This window comes from Granulicella sp. S190, assembly GCF_009766095.1.
In the GTDB taxonomy this organism is placed as follows: Bacteria; Acidobacteriota; Terriglobia; order Terriglobales; family Acidobacteriaceae; genus Edaphobacter.
Genome location: NZ_LMUD01000002.1, coordinates 267,380 through 284,836 on the forward strand (window position 1 = coordinate 267,380; position 17,457 = coordinate 284,836).

Sequence of the window (17,457 nt, forward strand, 5' to 3'; positions counted from 1 at the left end):
CCGCTGAATTACTGTATTGATTCGAGTATCAGCAACGTCATCGCGGGAACGCCCTCAAACCCACAGCAATGGTTGACGAATTGGATAGTTACGAATGATCTCTTTGTCGGTCGGATCTGGATTTAGCGTCTTCCATAACGAGACATACTCTGCCCGGTGGCATGCCAAACCGGAAAAGAGCAATCCAGGCGACCGTACCGGTAGCGCATCAAAGTGCTCGACGTCTTTCGCATATGGCCACTTATCTTTGTCCTTCAGAAACGGGTAGAGGAACTCCGCTGCTTTGCAGAGCCCTCGGCCATCGGACAACGAGAAGGTAGTGAGATCGATTCCAGACCCCTTGAGCGACTGTGCCAAACCTGCCATCACGTCGAAGTTGAAGATTGAATAGCTGTATGGCTTAGTCCGCACCAGCTCTTTAGGAAAGGAGCCGTCCATGCCGAGTTGATCTGGAAGCAGCTTCGTGGTGAACCACACCCGGATTTCATCGCGCGTTCCCTCGTCGCCGATCAGTCGAGCAAACTCCGAAGCTTGCAAGGCCCAGCATGTCGCATGATTGTTCAGGGTCGCACGCTCCTGCTTCCCTTTTTCGCTGCTCTTCATCCAACCGAGGTACTCGCGAAACCATTGCTTCACGCTCTGCTGATCGGCTGCTGAGAGTGCTTCGGTGCCTAGAAAGCTGGCCGCTCGTGCGACCTCAACGAGATGGAGCGTATCGATAATGCCATAGTTGCGTCCCGTAGAGACGCCGTGTACGCCCTGCGAAAACTCGAGATTGGGTTTCATGCGGGTCTCAGGCGCAACAAACCAGGCTCGCAAATGGTCGCCAGACCGTCTTGCATAGCGGCGGTCCTTCGTCAGCAGCCATGCCGCGGTGAGAGATGGCATCCGGACGGAGAGATCGATCATCACCTTGCGGTGATCAATAAAGTTTTCAGGATTACTTTGGCCGTCCCGATTGATATAGGGTCCATCAGGGTTCTTTGGATTGGGCCAGAAATAGTCAGCCTGCGAGAAGAAGTCGTGCGGCCCTCCCGGACTCCTGGGAGAAAGGAACGCTGTAATGGTCACCGGCTCCATCGGAAGATACAGCTTTGCGGCTTGCAGGATTCGACCCCGATCCGTCTTTGCCACCATCTGATAAGCGTGTGATTTGTCCGCTGCCCAGGCCGGGTATGTCCGTCCAGCAAATGCTGCCACCGCTGCGGTGGCACAAAACTCTCTTCTATTGAGTGTCATCATTCCAACCTTTTTCTAGATAAGTTCGATTATGGTGTCCCGCGCAAGCGAGAGCTACCTTCATTTCCGCAGACACAAAGGGAACGTAACTCAACGTTTGTTCCATTTTTATGCTCTCTTCATCGATTGGACGCGGTTTGAAAACATTTCTATCGCCCCATCCATCCTCCGTCCACCGTAAGGACCGTGCCGGTGACGTAGTTGCTGGCGGGAGAACTAAGGTAGAGGGCGGCCCCGGCCAGGTCTTCCGGTTGGCCCCAGCGCGCTGCGGGGATGCGGTCAAGGATCTGCCGGTTACGAGTTTCATCGGTCTGAAGGGCTTCCGTGTTGGTGGTTGCAAAGTAGCCGGGGGCGATGGCATTAACCTGGATACCGTTGGGGGCCCACTCGTTGGCCAGGGCCTTGGTGAGTTGAGCAACTCCGCCTTTGCTGGCAGCATAGGCGGGGACGCGGATGCCACCCTGAAAACTTAGAAGGGAGGCTATGTTAACGATCTTTCCGGACGAGCGTGGGATCATATCGCGGGCTGCAAGTTGGGAGAGTTGGAAGACGCTGGTGAGATTGACTTGAAGTACGTGCTGCCAGTCTTCGAGGGTGACCTCTTCCGCGGCAGCGCGGTATATGGTGCCGGCATTGTTGATGAGGATATCGATTCGTCCGAACTTATCTTTGACCTGGGTGAAGAGATCCTCGGCTCCCGTGGTGGAGGAGAGATCGGCGCTGAATGCGGCAGCTTTTTCACCGATGGTCTCTGCAGTTTCGGTAGCGGCGCGGCGGTTGCCATGGCAGGCAATGATCGCTCCTGCCTGCGAAAGGGCAATGGCGATGGCTGCGCCGAGGCCGCTAGCCGAGCCGGTGACAAGAGCTATCTTGTTGTCGAGACGGAAGCTGTCGAGGACGTTGAAAGGCGTGTTTGGCATCTAGGCAAATGTACGTGGTGTCAAGCCAGTCGGCAAACAGCAAGGTGTTGACGATGGAACGATGGTTTCGTATGGTTGGTGGGTATTGTTTGAGGAAAAAACTATATGCGTTGGCTAGTGCGCTGTACGAAAGTTTTGGTGAGCGGAGTGTTGGTGACCTCTGTTGGATGGTCGCAGGCAGTAACACCTGGAGCTGCACCGCAGGTTGTGGTTGGACCTGTGGAACTGCTGACCTCTAAAGATATGACTGCTCAGGGAGCAGAGCAACTTGAAAAGGCGAAGACAAGTGCAGCTGGAAGTTCCAGCACCGTGCTGGCGAAGTACCCCGGACACTACACCATGATGAGTGCTAGGACGAAGAGTGGTGGCGCTGAGGTTCACGCAAACTATTCTGACTTCCTGATCGTGTTGGATGGAGACGGGACGGAACTGACCGGTGGCACGGTAGTCGATCCTAAACAAGGAATGAATGGAGAGACCAGGGGCCTGCGCCTGGAGGGTGCAACGGCTCATACGCTTCATAAAGGCGATATTCTTCATATACCAGCCGGTACTCCGCACCAGGCTATCGAGGTTCCGGGACAGACGATTACGATCTTCGTTATCAAAGCGGAGCAACCGGCAGGCGGATCCAATACCGAAGGGAAATGACTATAGAGCCCCACGGTTGAAATAAGAATAGAAAGTTGTTTTGCTGAATTGAATTAATACTGTATTGAATGGATAGAGGAGATACCGCATGCGGCTTTACCAGATGGCAGACTCCGTAGGCTACGGGTTGATGAATACCGAGGAGTTAAGAGAGACCTTCTTATTGGAAGGAATGTTCGAACCAGACGAGATTGAATTTGCTTACATTGATCTTGACCGGACTGTGATTGGGTCTGCCGTGCCTGTGGGCGAAACGTTGACGCTTGAAACGGAGCCAGAGCTACGTGCGGAGTATTTTTTGGAGCGACGCGAGCTTGGAGTTTTGAACGTCGGTGGAGCGGGCTCGGTAATGGTGGACGGAGAGAGCTTTGAGATGGGTAAGCTGGATTGCCTGTATGTGGGGCGAGGAAGTAGAGATGTTGAGTTCTCGAGCAAGGATGAAGCTAATCCCGCGTATTTTTATTTGTTGAGTTATCAGGCTCACGCAGAGTATCCAACGAAGATGGTGAAGTTTACCGATTTGCAGGGTCTGCAGTTAGGGACTTCAGAGACTTGTAACAGACGGACGATTTATAAAGCTATTTACAAAGGTGGAATTCAAAGCTGCCAGTTAGTAATGGGTTTCACTTTGCTGGAGCCGGGAAATAACTGGAATACGATGCCTCCGCATACGCATATGAGACGGAGTGAGGTTTATTTTTACTTCGATGTGGACCCTGCACATCGGATCCTTCATTTGATGGGGCCGCCGGAGGCAACAAGTCATCTGGTGGTGGCAGATAAGGAGATTGTGATATCGCCGGGATGGTCGATTCATGCGGGAGTTGGAACGAAGAACTATGCGTTCTGCTGGGGGATGGGTGGAGAAAATCAGGCTTACGACGACATGGATCCAGTGTCGATAGCGGAATTAAGATGAACGACGCTTCGGCAGGTGTGGCGATACGGAGTGCGAGCTCGTGCAGGTGGGATCTTATGAGTCTTGGGGAGGTGATGCTGCGATTTGACCCGGGCGAAGAGAGGATCACAGGGGCACGAAACTTTCGCGTGTGGGAAGGGGGCGGCGAGTACAACGTAGCTCGCGGCTTGCGGCGGTGCTTTCAAAAGCGGACTTCGATTGTCACGGCACTCGTTGATAATCCAGTCGGAAGGATGCTGGAAGATCTGATGTTGCAGGGCGGGGTCGATCTGTCGCATCTGCGTTGGGTAGAGTATGACGGGATTGGACGCGAAGCTCGTAATGGAATTTATTTTCTAGAACGTGGATTTGGGCTACGCGGTGCGATGGGGATGATGGATCGGGGGCATACTCCGATCTCACAGTTGAAGGTCGGTCAGGTGGATTGGGATGCGATCTTTGGCGAAGAGGGTGTTCGCTGGTTTCATACAGGTGGCGTGATGTGTGCTCTATCGGCGGATGCACCTGATGTTGCTCTAGAGGCGATGGCTGCGGCAAAGAAGAGTGGCGCGATTGTGTCGTATGACTGCAACTACCGGCCTTCACTTTGGAAGAATAGTGGCGGAAGACAGGGAGCTAGTGATGTCAATCGGAAGCTCGCTCCGTTAGTAGATGTGATGTTTGGACACGAAGGGGATCTGGCCGCAGTGCTCTGTGATACATCGCACGCTGCTCCGTGGCATAGTTATGAGAGTTATGGAGCCATGGCGGCAAAGGTGTGCGACGAGTTCAAGAACATCAGGGTGATCGCAACTACGACGAGACGGCCTAAGACTGCAAATAGAAATGACTGGGCAGCATTTGGCTACGCGGGCGGCCAAGTCTACAAGAGTATTCGATTTGATGATCTTGAGGTGTTCGACCGCGTGGGCGGCGGAGACTCGTTTGCCGCGGGTTTCATCTATGGACTTATGGAAGAGAAAGGGATGCAGTGGGCGCTGGATTGCGGGGTCGCGCATGGTGCGTTGGCCATGACCACTGCGGGTGACAGTTCAATGGCAACGCTGGACGAAGTGGAGCGATTGATGGCGGGTGGGTCGGCTGGAGTGCAGCGGTAGAGTTACCTAGAGGAGAGATATGAAAAAAGCTGCGGTACTTCGAGCATTGCAGGAGATCGGGTTGGTACCGGTGTTGCGGGCGGATTCGGTCGAGCAAGCGATGGCGCTGGCTGACGCGATCGCTGCGGGTGGAGTGACAGTACTTGAAGTCACAATGACGGTGCCAGGCGCAGTCGAGGTGATGCGCCGGTTGGCGGTACAGCGGCCAGAGATTCTAATCGGGGCTGGCACGGTCCTGGACCCTGAGACGGCACGGATATGCATTCTAGAGGGAGCGCAATTTGTTGTTAGTCCCGCGTTGAATGTGGCAACAATTGAGATGTGTCAACGCTATTCGGTTGCAGTGTTGCCAGGAGCTTTGACACCAACCGAGATTGTGACTGCATGGCAGGCTGGCGCGGATGTGGTGAAGGTGTTTCCGGCTGGCGCAATGGGCGGGCCTAAATATCTGACCTCGCTGAAGGGACCTCTGCCTCATATCGAAATGATTCCGACAGGAGGCGTGATGTTAGGAAACGCTGCAGAATTTCTCGAGGCGGGGGCGTTTGCTCTTGGAGTCGGGTCGGACTTGGTGGCAGCGAAGATGATCGCGGAAGGAAGACCTGAGGCTGTTACTGAAATTGCGCGCAAGTACCTGGAGATTGTGAGGACGAGTCGGCTGAAACAGAAGGCATAGCTCCGGCCCGCTGCAATAACAGGAGGGGAAGAGCACACATCTTCAAACTCAAGAACCGCAGCATCTGTCGTCTGCATTTTTAGGATGCTCACTGGCGATCAGGTGCTTGGGCCTCAAGAGTGCGGAAGACTAACGGCATAGAGATACCACGCCGCGTGAGGGAGCCACTGCTCAGTCCAACGCCAGTCTTCGTCTTTGCCTGTCACAGCAAACCCCTGGTTGAACGCAATGCCGTCTTCACTTTCCGCTGAAGCAGTAATGCCATTGATGATCGACCCAGGCGCGCTTGTGTATTTATATGAGTGGAAGAACATATATGGTGCGTTCCCATGGCCGCTTCCCATGAGCATGCTCGAGTCAAAGGGATTTCTCCCGAGAATCCAGTGCAGTTGATTCCACGCATAATCCTGAAGCTGTGATTGGAAGGAAGGGTCGTCGGCAAAGAGCGGCGCGGCCATTCTTGCGGCGGCAGCCAGAGACGCCAACCGTGCATTTTCACCCTGCCACCAAGGGGCCGCTTCTGTGTCATGTGGGAAGAAAAAAGCAGTACGAACGGAACCGCCTCCCATGCGCACCAACTGCCTTGCGTAACCGAATGGATTATTAACTTCTCCGGTTGTATCAAGTTCAAAACGGAGCGACCGTTCTACCGCTTCCCTTACCCGTCGTTTGGACGCCGGAGTTGCAATGTCCGCATATTCGAGAAGACTAATGACTGGCAGTCCAGCATCGGACGGATGGAAGAAAGGCCGCGATTTCTCATCAGCTCGCCAGTAGTTGTGCCGACCCTCGCCATCGGCAAGGCGTTCCATGAGATGCCGGGCTCGGCGATCTGCCGATTGGAGATACGTCTCTTTGTGAGTCGCTCGATATAACTCTGTGGCAGCCATCAGCGCACAGTAGTCATCGAGGATATTTTCTTTGCCATCGTTGAGCAGTTCGATGTTATGCGCGTCGAGAAACTGAAATGCTTCTTCGGCCGCGCGAAGATACCCAGTGCGAGTCAGATCTCCGTCGAGCGGCATGGTACTGGCAAGCGCTAAAGCGGCGATCGCCATCCCTCCTCCAGCGCGAAAGGACGCCTCATAAGCGTGTGGCCCGACGGCCGTTTGTATTTGCTCGGTTGAATCCGATGCGTTTTTCTTAATCTGCGTTCGCCAGTTAGGGTTGCCGATTACGCGATCCTGAGGCAACTTGTCTTTTCCTGGGGCATTAATACTTTCAAAGAACGATCCATTTGGTCGTTTGATTCGCAACAGAAAATCCGCGCCAAAGAGGCCCTCATCCAGCATTCTTCTCAGATATTCGCTGAAGTTGTCGTCATGTCGCGCTTCTAGTGTTCGGTAACTCTTCAATAAGCTCCATGCAACCAGAGGAACTTGTTGAGGATTGAAATACGAGGTTAGGTTTTGATGAGAGAGATGGATGCCATAGTCCCCAGTGGCGTCGTACCAACCACCATGAACATCCACGAAGCCCGACTGCCCCGGAGGCAAAGGGAGATGACGATCTACCTGATCCATCTGACCACTGGCACGTTGGCCTTTGAAGTAAAAGATGACGTTGGAGAGTGTCTCGCGCTCGAGGAGATCATCATCGATGTCGAAGGAGCAGGAGTGTACTTCGCCTGTGGTGGACTGAACCTGAATGGAGTAGTGACCGATGGTCTTCAAGGAAGAGAAATCGGCGGTCCAGAAGACGCGGCCACCCCATGAATTTACCTGGCCATTTGGAACAAGATTTCCTGTCGATACGACTTTGCCGCTTGCCGTATCGACCAGCGAAAACTTCTCCGGGCGATCTTCCTGGGCGCCGACAATGACGGCTTTTTTGAGAGCGTTTTTCTCGTAACCAACCTGATCGACCAGGATTGTCAGTTGTCCCATCGCCATAGATGAGAGCATCCCTACACAGCAGTATGCCAACAGGCTCTTCCATGAATGTCTAATTTTTCTACTCCTCAAAAATGCTCATTAGAAGCATCGGTTCTGGCGCAAGTCTCATTTCGAAGTGCCACGTGTTGGGATTTTTTCAGCCTGTCTGGACGACTATACTCATCCCCTGATTTCAAAACCAGACACATTTACTCCAGGCGTCGAGTGGTTGCAAGCGGCTGACTGTTGACTGGTCTGACCATGGTGGGTGGTTCCCCTAAACGCTAGCCGTTATTGGGTTATGCAGGTCGGTCCAAGAAGTAATATCACTGGTGCCACGCTCCACAAGATTTTTCTTGCGCTTCAGTACAGTTGTCTATACGATCGGTCATCCTCACATTTCAATTTACGAATAATTTTGCTCTTCTTTGACCCACGAATCAGACTGTACTTTCTGCTTTCCGAGTAGATGGAGTGCTGCATTCCAGAAAGATCGCAAAAACGTATCCCCGTTAGCCATCCTCATTTAGGCAGAGTCACTGTTCGCATGCAACACGATCATTCGTAGCAATCATGACGGGTCAGAAAAAAGCCGACTGCGACCTCGTATCGGCCAAAGCAATTCACTCAAAACTTCACTTTGGAGGAACGCAATGCATAAAGGACTAAAGCTCAGCCTTCGATGTCTTTCAGCGTTAGCGCTGGTTATTGGAATGTGTTTTACGGCATTCGCGCAGACCATTACCGGTTCCATCACTGGTACCGTGACCGATCCCACCGGAGCTGTCGTAGCGGGAGCTAAGGTGACTGCCACTAATGTCCTGACAGGAGTGGCCACTCCAACCGCGACCAACCAAAGCGGTATCTACTCGCTGCATTTTTTGCAGATCGGGCAATACAAGGTCACTGTCGAGTCGTCCAGCTTCGCTCCTCAGAGCACCACCGCCTTCACCCTGGAGGTCGATCAGGAGGCGAAGGTTAATGTATCCCTGAAAATCGGTGGTGCAAACAGTAATGTGACCGTCACTGACACTACTCCCATTCTGAACACGGAGAACGCCACCACTGGCGACTCGATTACCGCAGCTGCCGCTACAGAACTTCCCTTGCAGAGCCGCAACTTCTCCTCTCTCACGCTGCTCGTAGCCGGAGCGATCACTCCAAATCCTCAAGCCCTTAATAACGTCGGACGTGGCCAGTACAACGGCGGCTTCAATGTGAACGGCAATCGCGAGCAAAGCAATAACTACACTCTCGACGGCGCCGATATCAATGAAGCCATCGATAACTACATCGGATATAGTCCGAACGTCGACGCACTCGGCGAAGTCCGCATCATCACTGGCAACGCCACCTCCGAGTACGGCAACGCGAACGGCGGCCAGGTCGTCATGGTCACCAAAAGTGGAACCAATCACTTCCACGGCAATGCCTTCTTCTTCGGCGAGAATCAGAACCTGAACGCAGCCCCCTGGAACGCTGGGTCTCGCCCTGCACTCAACCGTGCCATGTTTGGTGGAACGCTTGGCGGCCCGGTAATCAAAGACAAGCTTTTCTTCTTCGTCGACTATCAGGGCGCTCGCCAACACAACGGCACCGTAGAACAGCGCACGGTCGTCACGGCTGCAGACCGTGCTCGCACCGACATCACCAACCCCGCAGCCATCTATCTCTTCGCTCATCCCGAACTTTATCCGCTTCCTAATACCACTCCAGCCGCGGGCTCTTCCGTAAACTACATCGCGTCTTCCGCCCAGGCCACCGTGAACAATCAGGGCGATATAAAGATCGACTGGAATGCCACGCAGAAAGACACGCTCTCGGGCCGCTTCTCCATCGGAAGGGAGAACGACGGCTTCACCAAGGTCGCGCTGCCAACCGATATCCCCACCAATAACAACAATCCTTACACCGGCTTCATTCTGAACTGGACCCATGTCATCTCGCCAAGCCTTATCAACGAGGCGCGCGCCGGGTATAGCCGCACCCGCTACACTGCGACTCCCACCGACGTCTCCGGACACTGGGGACTCACCGGCAACGCGACCCTCGGTATTCCGGGAACCCAGCTCGTCCCCGGCTTCAGCACGCTCGTCATCGGCGGCAAAGCCAACTCCGGTACGGTCGATGACATCGGCACCCCTTCGACTGCAGACGGTAATGGAAGCTATGGGGGCATCGACAGCGATAGCATCGTCAACGCGTTTACCTATGGCGACAACCTGACCTGGCAGCATGGAAAGCAAACGCTGAAGGTCGGCGCCCAGGTTCTTCGATACCAGGAGAACCGATACTACTCCGGAAACGACGGCACCCTCGGCTGGTTCAACTTCAACGGACTGGTTGACGACTTTCTCCATGACTCGGTTACCACCGAAGGACAGGGCGCACTCACCGGTCGCTGGGGTCAGCGTCAGTACCGGCCCGCGGTCTTCGTGCAAGACGACTACAAGGTGAGCTCCAATCTGACTGTAAATATCGGACTGCGTTGGGAGTACGACCAGCCCTACATCGAAGTCAACAATAAGCAGGCAAACATCAATCTCACTACAGGCGCGATCGTCAACGCAGGTGTCAACGGTGCCCCTCGCGCTCTCTACAACTCTTACTGGGCAGGATTCATGCCAAGGCTGGGTTTCGCATGGTCACCGGATAGCTTCCATGAAAAGTTTGTCCTGCGTGGCGGATATGGCATCACCAACTTCCTCGAAGGAACGGGAGCGAATCTTCGCCTCACGCTCAACCCACCATTCTTCGTCGACGCATCGTGTACCGTTGGTCTCCCCTCCTGCGCCAATGGTGGTCCATTGGCAATCACCCAGGGCTTCTTCCGCCCCTCTGATCCCTCTGTCTATGCTGGCAACGTTCGGGCCTGGCAGAAAAATCTGAAGCCTGCTCTCATCCAGCAGTTCAACCTCACCTCGGAGTATCAGCTAGACAACTTTACTTCTCTCACTGTTGCTTATCTCGGACAGACCGGCAACCACCTCGTCGACCCGCGCGAAGGCAATCAGCGCGCGTGCCTCACATGCGATCTCCCCATTACGACTCTCTCCAAGCTCAACCCGGCACTCAGCCAAATTACAAACATCAGCTTCACGGAGTCCGAAGCGGTTATGAACTATAACTCGATTCAGGTTACCGGGCGTCGTCGCCTTAGCCATGGCCTCGAATTTCTGGCTAACTGGACCTACAGCAAAGGCCTGAGCAACAACCTGGGCTACTACGGTGCGGGCGGCGGTGCAGGAGACTCACAAAGCGCGTACTGGCAGGATGCTTACAACGGAGGTGGAGACTACGGTCCAACCTACTTCGATGCCAGGCACAATCTCTCTGTCTCCGGCTACTACGAGCTTCCCTTCGGTAGGGGACGTCAGTTCGGATCTGGAATCAATCGCATTGAAGATGAAGTGATCGGAGGCTGGAAGTTCAGCACGATTCTGAGCTTCCACACCGGTTTCCCGATCACAGTCAACTCGAACGCTTTATACTCGACGGCCGTCAACGCAAGGGCATCCCGCGCAAATCACCTTCGCCAGTTGAAGGTGGTTGGACGCACCTCGAAGAACTGGTTTGGGACCGATCCTTCGGCTCAACCCTGTGCCAACGATACTGATAACGGAGCCTGTGCCTATAGTGCAGAAAGCGCCTTAAGCTTCGGCAATGCGTCTGTCGGATCGGAACGCGGCCCTGGATATCAGCAGGTTGATCTGTCTCTCTCGAAAGACTTCGCTGTCACTGAAGGAAGCCACCTCGAGTTCCGTGGCGACTTCCTCAACGCATTCAACATGGTAAGCCTCGCTCCGCCGAGCAACAATGCCACCCCAGGCAACTCGTTTGGGCAGATCTCCAACGCAATCAATGATCCACGTAACATCCAACTGGCGCTGAAGTTTGTCTTCTAACTCTTAAACATGAAGCTCTTGGACGGCGAATGACCTTCGCCGTCCTTCTTTTTTCGCATACAGGATGAAATGCTCTGCAGATACTTTCCATCGGATGCGAATTCTCAGATTCGTTTGTCTGTCGAGAATAGGAAACGCATGAAACAGCATCGCAACTTGTCTAAGCCGGGTTTGGTTCGCATTGGCCATTCGTTGTCTTGTGTTTTTATTTTGATACTGTGCTTCCCAATGAGCCTCCGTGCAGCGGAACCCTCCGCCGCGAAGAAACAGATCATCGCGTATATCTTTCCGAAAGATAGGATCTTAGCGCCAGGAGAGGTTTCAGCAGGCAAACTGACGCGAATCAATTACGCCTTTGCCGATCTGCAAAAGGGCCAGATCATCGAAGGCTTTCCACATGACGCTGAAAACTTCGCAGTCCTCAACACATTGAAACGCGATAACCCTTCCCTGACTCTGTTGGTGTCGATTGGCGGATGGACGTGGTCGGGCAATTTTTCGGAGATGGCCCTCACGAAACAGGGCAGGAAAGTCTTTATAGAAAGTACAGTCAAGTTCATCGAAAAATACCAGTTAGATGGCCTCGACATCGACTGGGAGTACCCCGGAATGCCTGGAGATAATCACCCGTTCCGCCCGGAAGATAAGCATAACTACACACTTCTTCTCAAGGAGCTGAGGGCCCGATTCGATCATGAAGAGAAGCGTCTACACCGTCACCTCGTGACCTCCATTGCGACTGGTGCCTCGAATGATTTCCTCGATCACACGGAGATGGCTAAAGTTCAGAGATACGTGGACACAGTCAACCTGATGTCCTATGACTACTACGTGCCAAGCTGGGACAAGACGACCGGACATCATGCCCCCCTCTTCACCAACCCCGTGGACCCAAAGAAAATCTCTGCGGATCGCACCGTTCACGAGTATGAAAGCGCCGGTGTACCCGCCGAAAAGCTGGTGCTAGGCTTGCCATTCTACGGAAAAAGCTGGGGGCACGTTCCAGATCAAAATCACGGGCTGTTTCAACCCGGGAGAGAAGTACCTGGATCCTATCTTCCATATAGCTCCCTAATTAATTTGGAGAATAACGGCTTCATACGGTATTGGGATACACAGTCCTCCGCACCCTATCTTTATAACCAAGCCACGCAAACCTTCATCTCTTACGACGATCCCGAATCTCTGACAAAGAAATGCGAATACGTGCTTGACCACAAACTAGCTGGCGTCATGTTCTGGGAGTACACCGGCGACTCCGGTAGCATGCTTCTTGATTCGATCAATAGCGGTCTGGGAGATACTCGTGCGGTGAAAACGGTGTCCCGATGAGTTTGGCAGTGGAAGTACCTTCGACGAGCATGGCCAGTTCAGTTCGCGTCGACCGCGTCGTATCCATCGATATCTTTCGCGGACTCACGATGACTCTCATGATCTTTGTCAACGAACTGGCTGAAGTAAAGGGTCTCCCTTGGTGGAACTACCACGCGCTCGCAAAGGTCGATGCTATGACCTACGTCGATATGGTCTTCCCTGCTTTCTTATTCATCCTTGGAATGACAATTCCAATTGCGCTGGAACATCGCCTTCGTAAAAATCCGTCCGTGCCAGCTCTTTGGCTTCACGTGATCCTGCGTACCATCGCGTTAGTCGTCATCGGACTTATCCTCGCAAACGCAGAGTTCGGAAGTCGTTCTCTGATGGGAATAGGTCCAATGGTATGGACCATCCTTGCACTCGCGGGCGCGGTACTTTATTGGAACGTATACGGACGTTCCGCCCGTTACCAAACCCTGTTTCGACTTCTACGATTTTCCGGGATCGCACTGATGGTAGCAATGTTCGCAATCTTCCGCAGAACAACTCCCGATGGACATGCCGCATGGATTAGTACATCCTACCCGGAAATTCTTGGACTTCTAGGCTGGACTTATCTCGCGACCGTCTTCCTGTACCTCGCAACGCGGCGGTGGCGCTGGGCACCGCTCGTGTGGTTCATCGCCATGACGGCTCTGTGTGCTGGGTCAACCGGGAACTGGATTACATTTCCCCACGGTCTTCCGCTATACCTCTGGCCCTTCGGCAACGGCGCCATGGCTTCCATTGCTCTGGCTGGCGTTGTCATCTCGGGCATCTTCGTTGACACCCGCGGGGGGAAACAGGCTACCCTTCAACACAAATCTGCAATGGCGATCTCGTTCGGAGTCTTAACGCTCCTGCTTGGATGGCTGCTTACTCCACTAGGAATCTCAAAGATCCGCGCTACCCCAACCTGGTGTCTCTACAGCATCGGTTGCAGCGTACTGTTATTTACGCTGCTCTTTTGGGTCTGCGACGTCAGGCGAGCGGTTCGCTGGGCTGCATTCTCACGACCAGCCGGCGAGAATACGCTGCTTACCTATCTTCTCCCCGATTTCTATTTCTTCATCGCGTCGGCGTGTGGCTTCACCTACTTTTCAAAACACGCCAACATAGGCCTGCCCGGAGTACTCCGATGCATGATCTTCACAGCTCTGATACTTGCTCTCTCTGCACTCCTGACGAGATTGAAGTTGCGGCTCCAGATCTAGAGGGCATGCGGTCGCTCATCTAGCACGTTGCATCAACCCCTATCCCTCCCATACACTATCTTAGGTACGAAAGAATCACGACGGGCGGTTAGCTCAGTTGGTTAGAGCGCCTGCCTTACAAGCAGGATGTCGGGGGTTCGAGTCCCTCACTGCCCACCAATTACACTTCCAAGATTGTCCAGTTAAGACCGAGAAACCCCAGCAAACGCCGGGGTTTCTTATTTAATTGCTGGGTGGCGTCCAGTGACACAAAAGTAGAAATCACGCACTGATGATGAATTCCCCCGAATACGCCCAGTTTTGATGGCATTCGGCAGAGCGCTCCAGAGGCCACTCCAGTCGGCTATGCGAATCATCGAGGAGGTTTTGGCCTCAGGCAATCCTCCCGGAGAGTCGTACCTACAAGATCAGGATTCGTCTTCACTTAAAATTGGCTATTGCCCTTTATTACATCTAATTTGGCTACCCACAGTCTTTTTTGCATACCCCAGGGGGGTATTTGCATCTATTTATGAGAGGGAAGGTTATATGCAGGAAGTGCTTGTATTGTCGATTGAAGGAATGCATTGCGGAGCCTGCGTTCGCAGGGTCACTGCTGCTCTCGGTAAGACCGAAGGTATAGAGGTGAATTCGGTTGAGGTTGGATCCGCCAGGGTCACGTTTCATCCCGAAGATATAACCGCAGATAAGATCGCCGATGTGGTCAATCAGATCGGATTTGCTGCGCGTGCTGAACGGTGACTTCGATGGGAAGCTATGCTCAGTAGCCTAAAAAATAGAGGTAGAGTCGAAACCGAAGTTGTCTCTCAAGTCCCCGAGGAGAAGGTAACTATTCCCGTCACAGGAATGACCTGCGCAGCCTGCCAGTCTTTTCTGCAGAAAGAACTAACTAAACAACCTGGGGTGCGGGACGCGACAGTCAACCTGATGCTGCATAATGCAACGGTTCACTTCGATCCAGAGACTACCTCTTCTTCTGTGTTGGTCGAAGCCATTCGTGCCACCGGTTATGGTGCGGAGGCCCCCATGCTGCACCGGTCGGCCTTGGAAGAGCAGGAGGAGCAGGACGAACAGCAGCTGCAAGAGTACCGGCAGCTGCGGCTGAAGGCCGTGGTGAGCCTGCTCGCCGGAGCCCTTGCGATGATTCTGTCCATGCCACTGATGTCGTTGAACCGCGAACGAGGAATGGAGCGGGTAAAAGATCCGCTGCTGAACTGGAGCATGCGGGTAATCGATCCGTTGTTGCATAGCACACTGCCCTGGATCTACGAGTTCCATGCTGAGACAGTTCGCTGGTTTCTCTTTGCGCTTGCAACATTCATTATGGGATGGGCGGGACGCAGGTTTTACACCAAAGCGTGGTCCGCTCTTCTGCATAAGACGGCGGACATGAACAGCCTGGTGGCACTTGGCACCGGCGCGGCGTATCTTTACTCAGCAGCCGGCACAATCGCCCCTGGTTTCTTTATTTCCCGCGGCGTCGCTCCTGACGTCTACTTCGAAGCTGTCACGCTGATCATCGGATTAGTGCTGGTGGGCAATATGCTGGAGAGCAGAGCAAAGGGACAGACATCAAGCGCACTGCGAAAGCTTACCCAGTTGCAACCCAAGTCCGCGACCATACTGCGGGATGGCATTGAATACTCAGTTTCACTTGCGTCGATTCAGAGCGGAGACATCGTGTTGGTTCGCCCAGGCGAGAGGGTACCTACCGATGGTGAGGTCCTCTCAGGAAAAAGCAGCGTTGACGAGTCGATGCTCACCGGCGAGTCCTTGCCGATCGAGAAGATAGCGCGGGATAGGGTAACGGGAGGATCGTTGAATCAACGTGGCTCCCTGCAATATAGAGCGACCAGCTTGGGGTCAGATAGCACCCTGGCACAGATTGTGCGGCTCCTGCGACAAGCTCAGGGCTCGCGCGCTCCGATTCAACGCATTGCAGATCGCATCAGCGCAGTGTTTGTACCCACGGTGCTGGGGATTGCGATCGTTACCTCTTTCGCGTGGCGGATCTTCGCTCCTCATTTGGGCATCGTCCAGGCACTCGCCGCTGCGGTAACTGTGTTGGTCATCGCTTGTCCCTGCGCTATGGGTTTGGCTATTCCGACGGCCGTGATGGTAGCGACTGGGCGGGGTGCCAACTATGGAATCCTAATCAAAGGGGGGGAAGCTCTTCAGCGATTAGAGAAGATCAACACCATTGTCCTCGATAAGACGGGAACCATCACAACGGGCAGACTTGAGGTTACAGATCTTTTGCTTCCCCTTGAAGACAACGACACACCAACACAGAACGTCACGCTCGCCGAGGAAAATGTTTTGCGCCTTGCTGCTGCCCTGGAACGGGCAAGTGAACACTCTCTGGGTGAAGCAATTGTTCGATACGCTGAAGCGCGAGGCTTGCTTTTGCCCCAGGCAGAAGAGTTCGAATCCTTTCCTGGCCTCGGCGTAGCAGGAGTCGTCAATGGCGATAGCGTACTGATCGGTAATTCCGAGCTGATGAAGAATCACAGCGTGAACATAGGACCGTTGATATTTACGGCAGAGCGACTATCGGAGGAGGCAAAGACTCCTTTGTGGATTGCAGTCGGCGGCAGGTTGGCGGCAATCCTGGCCGTTGCAGACAAGATCAAACCGAGCTCTACCGAAGCTATTCACCGCATGCGCGTTGATGGGTTCCGCGTGGTGATGCTTTCGGGCGACAACGAACGTACTGCACATGCGATTGCACGTCAAGTCGGCATCGACGAGGTGATTGCTGGCGTGTTACCTGTTGGCAAAGTGGAAGCGATCAGACGCCTTCAGGCAGAGAATGGCGTAGTTGCCATGGTCGGTGATGGAGTCAACGATGCTCCCGCACTCGCGCAGGCAGATGTCGGCCTCACGATGGCCAGCGGAGCAGATATTGCGATGGAGGCTGGGGACGTCACGCTGATGCGAAGCGACCTGAGCGGAGTCATAGCGGCTGTAGCGCTTTCGCGAGGCGCGATGAGAGTGATGCGGCAGAATTTGTTCTGGGCCTTCATCTACAACCTGATCGGAGTTCCAATTGCTGCCGGGGTCCTTTATCCAACGTTTGGGCTACTGTTGAGCCCCGTCGTCGCCAGCGCAGCCATGGCACTCAGTTCTTTCAGTGTGGTTACAAACAGCTTGCGATTGCGTCGGCTTAAGCTCGATTGGGGAAGATATGGTGTCGAAGAAAACTAATCCGAAACAGAGTGTGGCAATCATGGACTCCTGCGGTTGCGAGGCAGACAAATCTGTGCGCAAGGCGGTAGGAGTCGATCCCGAGATTAAGGCCTCCAACCTGCGGCGGTTGCGGCGGCTCGAGGGCCAGATCCGCGGCTTGCAACGCATGGTCGAGGACGATCGCTACTGTGCCGACATTCTGACCCAGGTTTCTTCCGTGCAAGAGGCGCTGCGCGCGGTGGCGCGAGCCCTGATGCGGAATCATCTCTCTCATTGCGCAACTCAGGCCATTCGCTCTGGATCCAACCAGGAGAGAGAGGCTATGTACGATGAGTTACTGGAACTCATTTACAAAAATGCGCGCTGAAAGAAGATCAGGCATCCACAACTTCAAACTGAAATCACAAACACAAAAGT

14 protein-coding genes, 1 tRNA gene and 1 pseudogene are annotated in these 17,457 nt (G+C 53.8%); 12 read left to right on the forward strand and 4 right to left on the reverse strand.

Annotated features, from left to right (window positions below; genetic code table 11):
- Window positions 1-54 precede the first annotated feature (54 nt).
- Together GSQ94_RS01035 and GSQ94_RS01040 are read right to left on the reverse strand one after the other, a co-directional pair.
- Window positions 55-1,242, reverse strand: coding sequence for an alginate lyase family protein (locus GSQ94_RS01035; protein ID WP_158941458.1), 1,188 nt, complete (start codon window positions 1,240-1,242; stop codon window positions 55-57).
- Window positions 1,243-1,388: 146 nt separating this feature from the next.
- On the reverse strand, window positions 1,389-2,159 hold the full coding sequence (locus tag GSQ94_RS01040; protein ID WP_158941459.1) for a glucose 1-dehydrogenase: 771 nt from the start codon (window positions 2,157-2,159) through the stop codon (window positions 1,389-1,391).
- Window positions 2,160-2,264: 105 nt separating this feature from the next.
- On the opposite strand from GSQ94_RS01040, the gene GSQ94_RS01045 reads away from it, so the two are divergent.
- The 4 genes from GSQ94_RS01045 (at window position 2,265) to GSQ94_RS01060 (ending at window position 5,502) form a co-directional block, all read left to right on the forward strand.
- Window positions 2,265-2,810 (forward strand): hypothetical protein, encoded by a 546-nt coding sequence (locus GSQ94_RS01045; protein ID WP_158941460.1) that lies wholly within the window; start codon window positions 2,265-2,267, stop codon window positions 2,808-2,810.
- Between the two features lie 88 nt (window positions 2,811-2,898).
- Window positions 2,899-3,729, forward strand: coding sequence for a 5-dehydro-4-deoxy-D-glucuronate isomerase (gene kduI / locus GSQ94_RS01050; RefSeq protein WP_158941461.1), 831 nt, complete (start codon window positions 2,899-2,901; stop codon window positions 3,727-3,729).
- 56 nt (window positions 3,730-3,785) lie between these two features.
- Window positions 3,786-4,826, forward strand: coding sequence for a PfkB family carbohydrate kinase (locus tag GSQ94_RS01055; protein ID WP_371417411.1), 1,041 nt, complete (start codon window positions 3,786-3,788; stop codon window positions 4,824-4,826).
- Between the two features lie 19 nt (window positions 4,827-4,845).
- Complete coding sequence (locus tag GSQ94_RS01060) at window positions 4,846-5,502, forward strand: bifunctional 4-hydroxy-2-oxoglutarate aldolase/2-dehydro-3-deoxy-phosphogluconate aldolase (protein WP_158941463.1); 657 nt, start codon at window positions 4,846-4,848, stop codon at window positions 5,500-5,502.
- Between the two features lie 113 nt (window positions 5,503-5,615).
- Here GSQ94_RS01060 and GSQ94_RS01065 read toward each other — a convergent pair whose 3' ends face one another.
- A complete protein-coding gene (locus GSQ94_RS01065) occupies window positions 5,616-7,025 on the reverse strand; it encodes a glycoside hydrolase family 9 protein (protein ID WP_254063541.1) in 1,410 nt (469 codons plus the stop codon).
- Between GSQ94_RS01065 and GSQ94_RS21200 the strand changes: the two genes are divergently transcribed.
- Window positions 7,005-7,217: a hypothetical protein gene (locus tag GSQ94_RS21200; protein ID WP_254063544.1), complete on the forward strand. Its 213-nt coding sequence runs from the start codon at window positions 7,005-7,007 to the stop codon at window positions 7,215-7,217. The genes GSQ94_RS01065 and GSQ94_RS21200 overlap by 21 nt on opposite strands.
- On the opposite strand, the pseudogene GSQ94_RS21205 reads toward GSQ94_RS21200, so the two are convergent.
- Window positions 7,194-7,406, reverse strand: a pseudogene (locus GSQ94_RS21205) (cellulase N-terminal Ig-like domain-containing protein); the annotation flags it as partial. The gene GSQ94_RS21200 and the pseudogene GSQ94_RS21205 overlap by 24 nt on opposite strands.
- A 623-nt stretch (window positions 7,407-8,029) precedes the next feature.
- Between GSQ94_RS21205 and GSQ94_RS01070 the strand changes: the two are divergent.
- The 7 genes from GSQ94_RS01070 (at window position 8,030) to GSQ94_RS01100 (ending at window position 17,407) form a co-directional block, all read left to right on the forward strand.
- Window positions 8,030-11,281, forward strand: a complete 3,252-nt coding sequence (locus GSQ94_RS01070; protein WP_158941465.1) for a TonB-dependent receptor — start codon at window positions 8,030-8,032, stop codon at window positions 11,279-11,281.
- A 138-nt stretch (window positions 11,282-11,419) separates the two neighbouring features.
- Window positions 11,420-12,613 carry a glycoside hydrolase family 18 protein gene (locus tag GSQ94_RS01075; protein WP_158941466.1) on the forward strand — a complete coding sequence of 398 codons (1,194 nt, stop codon included), beginning with the start codon at window positions 11,420-11,422 and terminating at the stop codon, window positions 12,611-12,613.
- 29 nt (window positions 12,614-12,642) lie between these two features.
- Complete coding sequence (locus GSQ94_RS01080; protein WP_158941467.1) at window positions 12,643-13,851, forward strand: DUF5009 domain-containing protein; 1,209 nt, start codon at window positions 12,643-12,645, stop codon at window positions 13,849-13,851.
- Window positions 13,852-13,933: 82 nt separating this feature from the next.
- A tRNA-Val gene (locus GSQ94_RS01085) sits at window positions 13,934-14,010 on the forward strand.
- Between the two features lie 186 nt (window positions 14,011-14,196).
- Window positions 14,197-14,592 carry a heavy-metal-associated domain-containing protein gene (locus GSQ94_RS21025; protein WP_216842981.1) on the forward strand — a complete coding sequence of 132 codons (396 nt, stop codon included), beginning with the start codon at window positions 14,197-14,199 and terminating at the stop codon, window positions 14,590-14,592.
- A 15-nt stretch (window positions 14,593-14,607) separates the two neighbouring features.
- Window positions 14,608-17,058 carry a heavy metal translocating P-type ATPase gene (locus GSQ94_RS01095; protein ID WP_158941469.1) on the forward strand — a complete coding sequence of 817 codons (2,451 nt, stop codon included), beginning with the start codon at window positions 14,608-14,610 and terminating at the stop codon, window positions 17,056-17,058.
- On the forward strand, window positions 17,039-17,407 hold the full coding sequence (locus GSQ94_RS01100) for a metal-sensitive transcriptional regulator (protein ID WP_158941470.1): 369 nt from the start codon (window positions 17,039-17,041) through the stop codon (window positions 17,405-17,407). Before GSQ94_RS01095 ends, GSQ94_RS01100 begins: the two co-directional genes overlap by 20 nt.
- Window positions 17,408-17,457 lie beyond the last annotated feature (50 nt).

What these genes read in the sequence shown, in the direction of transcription:
- GSQ94_RS01045 (WP_158941460.1), top strand. Translation starts at nt 2,265, where the DNA reads ATGCGTTGGCTAGTGCGCTGTACGAAAGTTTTGGTGAGCGGAGTGTTG.
- GSQ94_RS01060 (WP_158941463.1), top strand. Translation starts at nt 4,846, where the DNA reads ATGAAAAAAGCTGCGGTACTTCGAGCATTGCAGGAGATCGGGTTGGTA.
- GSQ94_RS01100 (WP_158941470.1), top strand. Translation starts at nt 17,039, where the DNA reads ATGGTGTCGAAGAAAACTAATCCGAAACAGAGTGTGGCAATCATGGAC.
- GSQ94_RS01040 (WP_158941459.1), bottom strand. Translation starts at nt 2,159, where the DNA reads ATGCCAAACACGCCTTTCAACGTCCTCGACAGCTTCCGTCTCGACAAC.
- GSQ94_RS01080 (WP_158941467.1), top strand. Translation starts at nt 12,643, where the DNA reads ATGGCCAGTTCAGTTCGCGTCGACCGCGTCGTATCCATCGATATCTTT.
- GSQ94_RS01035 (WP_158941458.1), bottom strand. Translation starts at nt 1,242, where the DNA reads ATGATGACACTCAATAGAAGAGAGTTTTGTGCCACCGCAGCGGTGGCA.
- kduI (WP_158941461.1), top strand. Translation starts at nt 2,899, where the DNA reads ATGCGGCTTTACCAGATGGCAGACTCCGTAGGCTACGGGTTGATGAAT.
- GSQ94_RS01070 (WP_158941465.1), top strand. Translation starts at nt 8,030, where the DNA reads ATGCATAAAGGACTAAAGCTCAGCCTTCGATGTCTTTCAGCGTTAGCG.
- GSQ94_RS01065 (WP_254063541.1), bottom strand. Translation starts at nt 7,025, where the DNA reads ATGGATCAGGTAGATCGTCATCTCCCTTTGCCTCCGGGGCAGTCGGGC.
- GSQ94_RS01055 (WP_371417411.1), top strand. Translation starts at nt 3,786, where the DNA reads ATGAGTCTTGGGGAGGTGATGCTGCGATTTGACCCGGGCGAAGAGAGG.
- GSQ94_RS01095 (WP_158941469.1), top strand. Translation starts at nt 14,608, where the DNA reads ATGCTCAGTAGCCTAAAAAATAGAGGTAGAGTCGAAACCGAAGTTGTC.
- GSQ94_RS21025 (WP_216842981.1), top strand. Translation starts at nt 14,197, where the DNA reads ATGCGAATCATCGAGGAGGTTTTGGCCTCAGGCAATCCTCCCGGAGAG.
- GSQ94_RS21200 (WP_254063544.1), top strand. Translation starts at nt 7,005, where the DNA reads ATGACGATCTACCTGATCCATCTGACCACTGGCACGTTGGCCTTTGAA.
- GSQ94_RS01075 (WP_158941466.1), top strand. Translation starts at nt 11,420, where the DNA reads ATGAAACAGCATCGCAACTTGTCTAAGCCGGGTTTGGTTCGCATTGGC.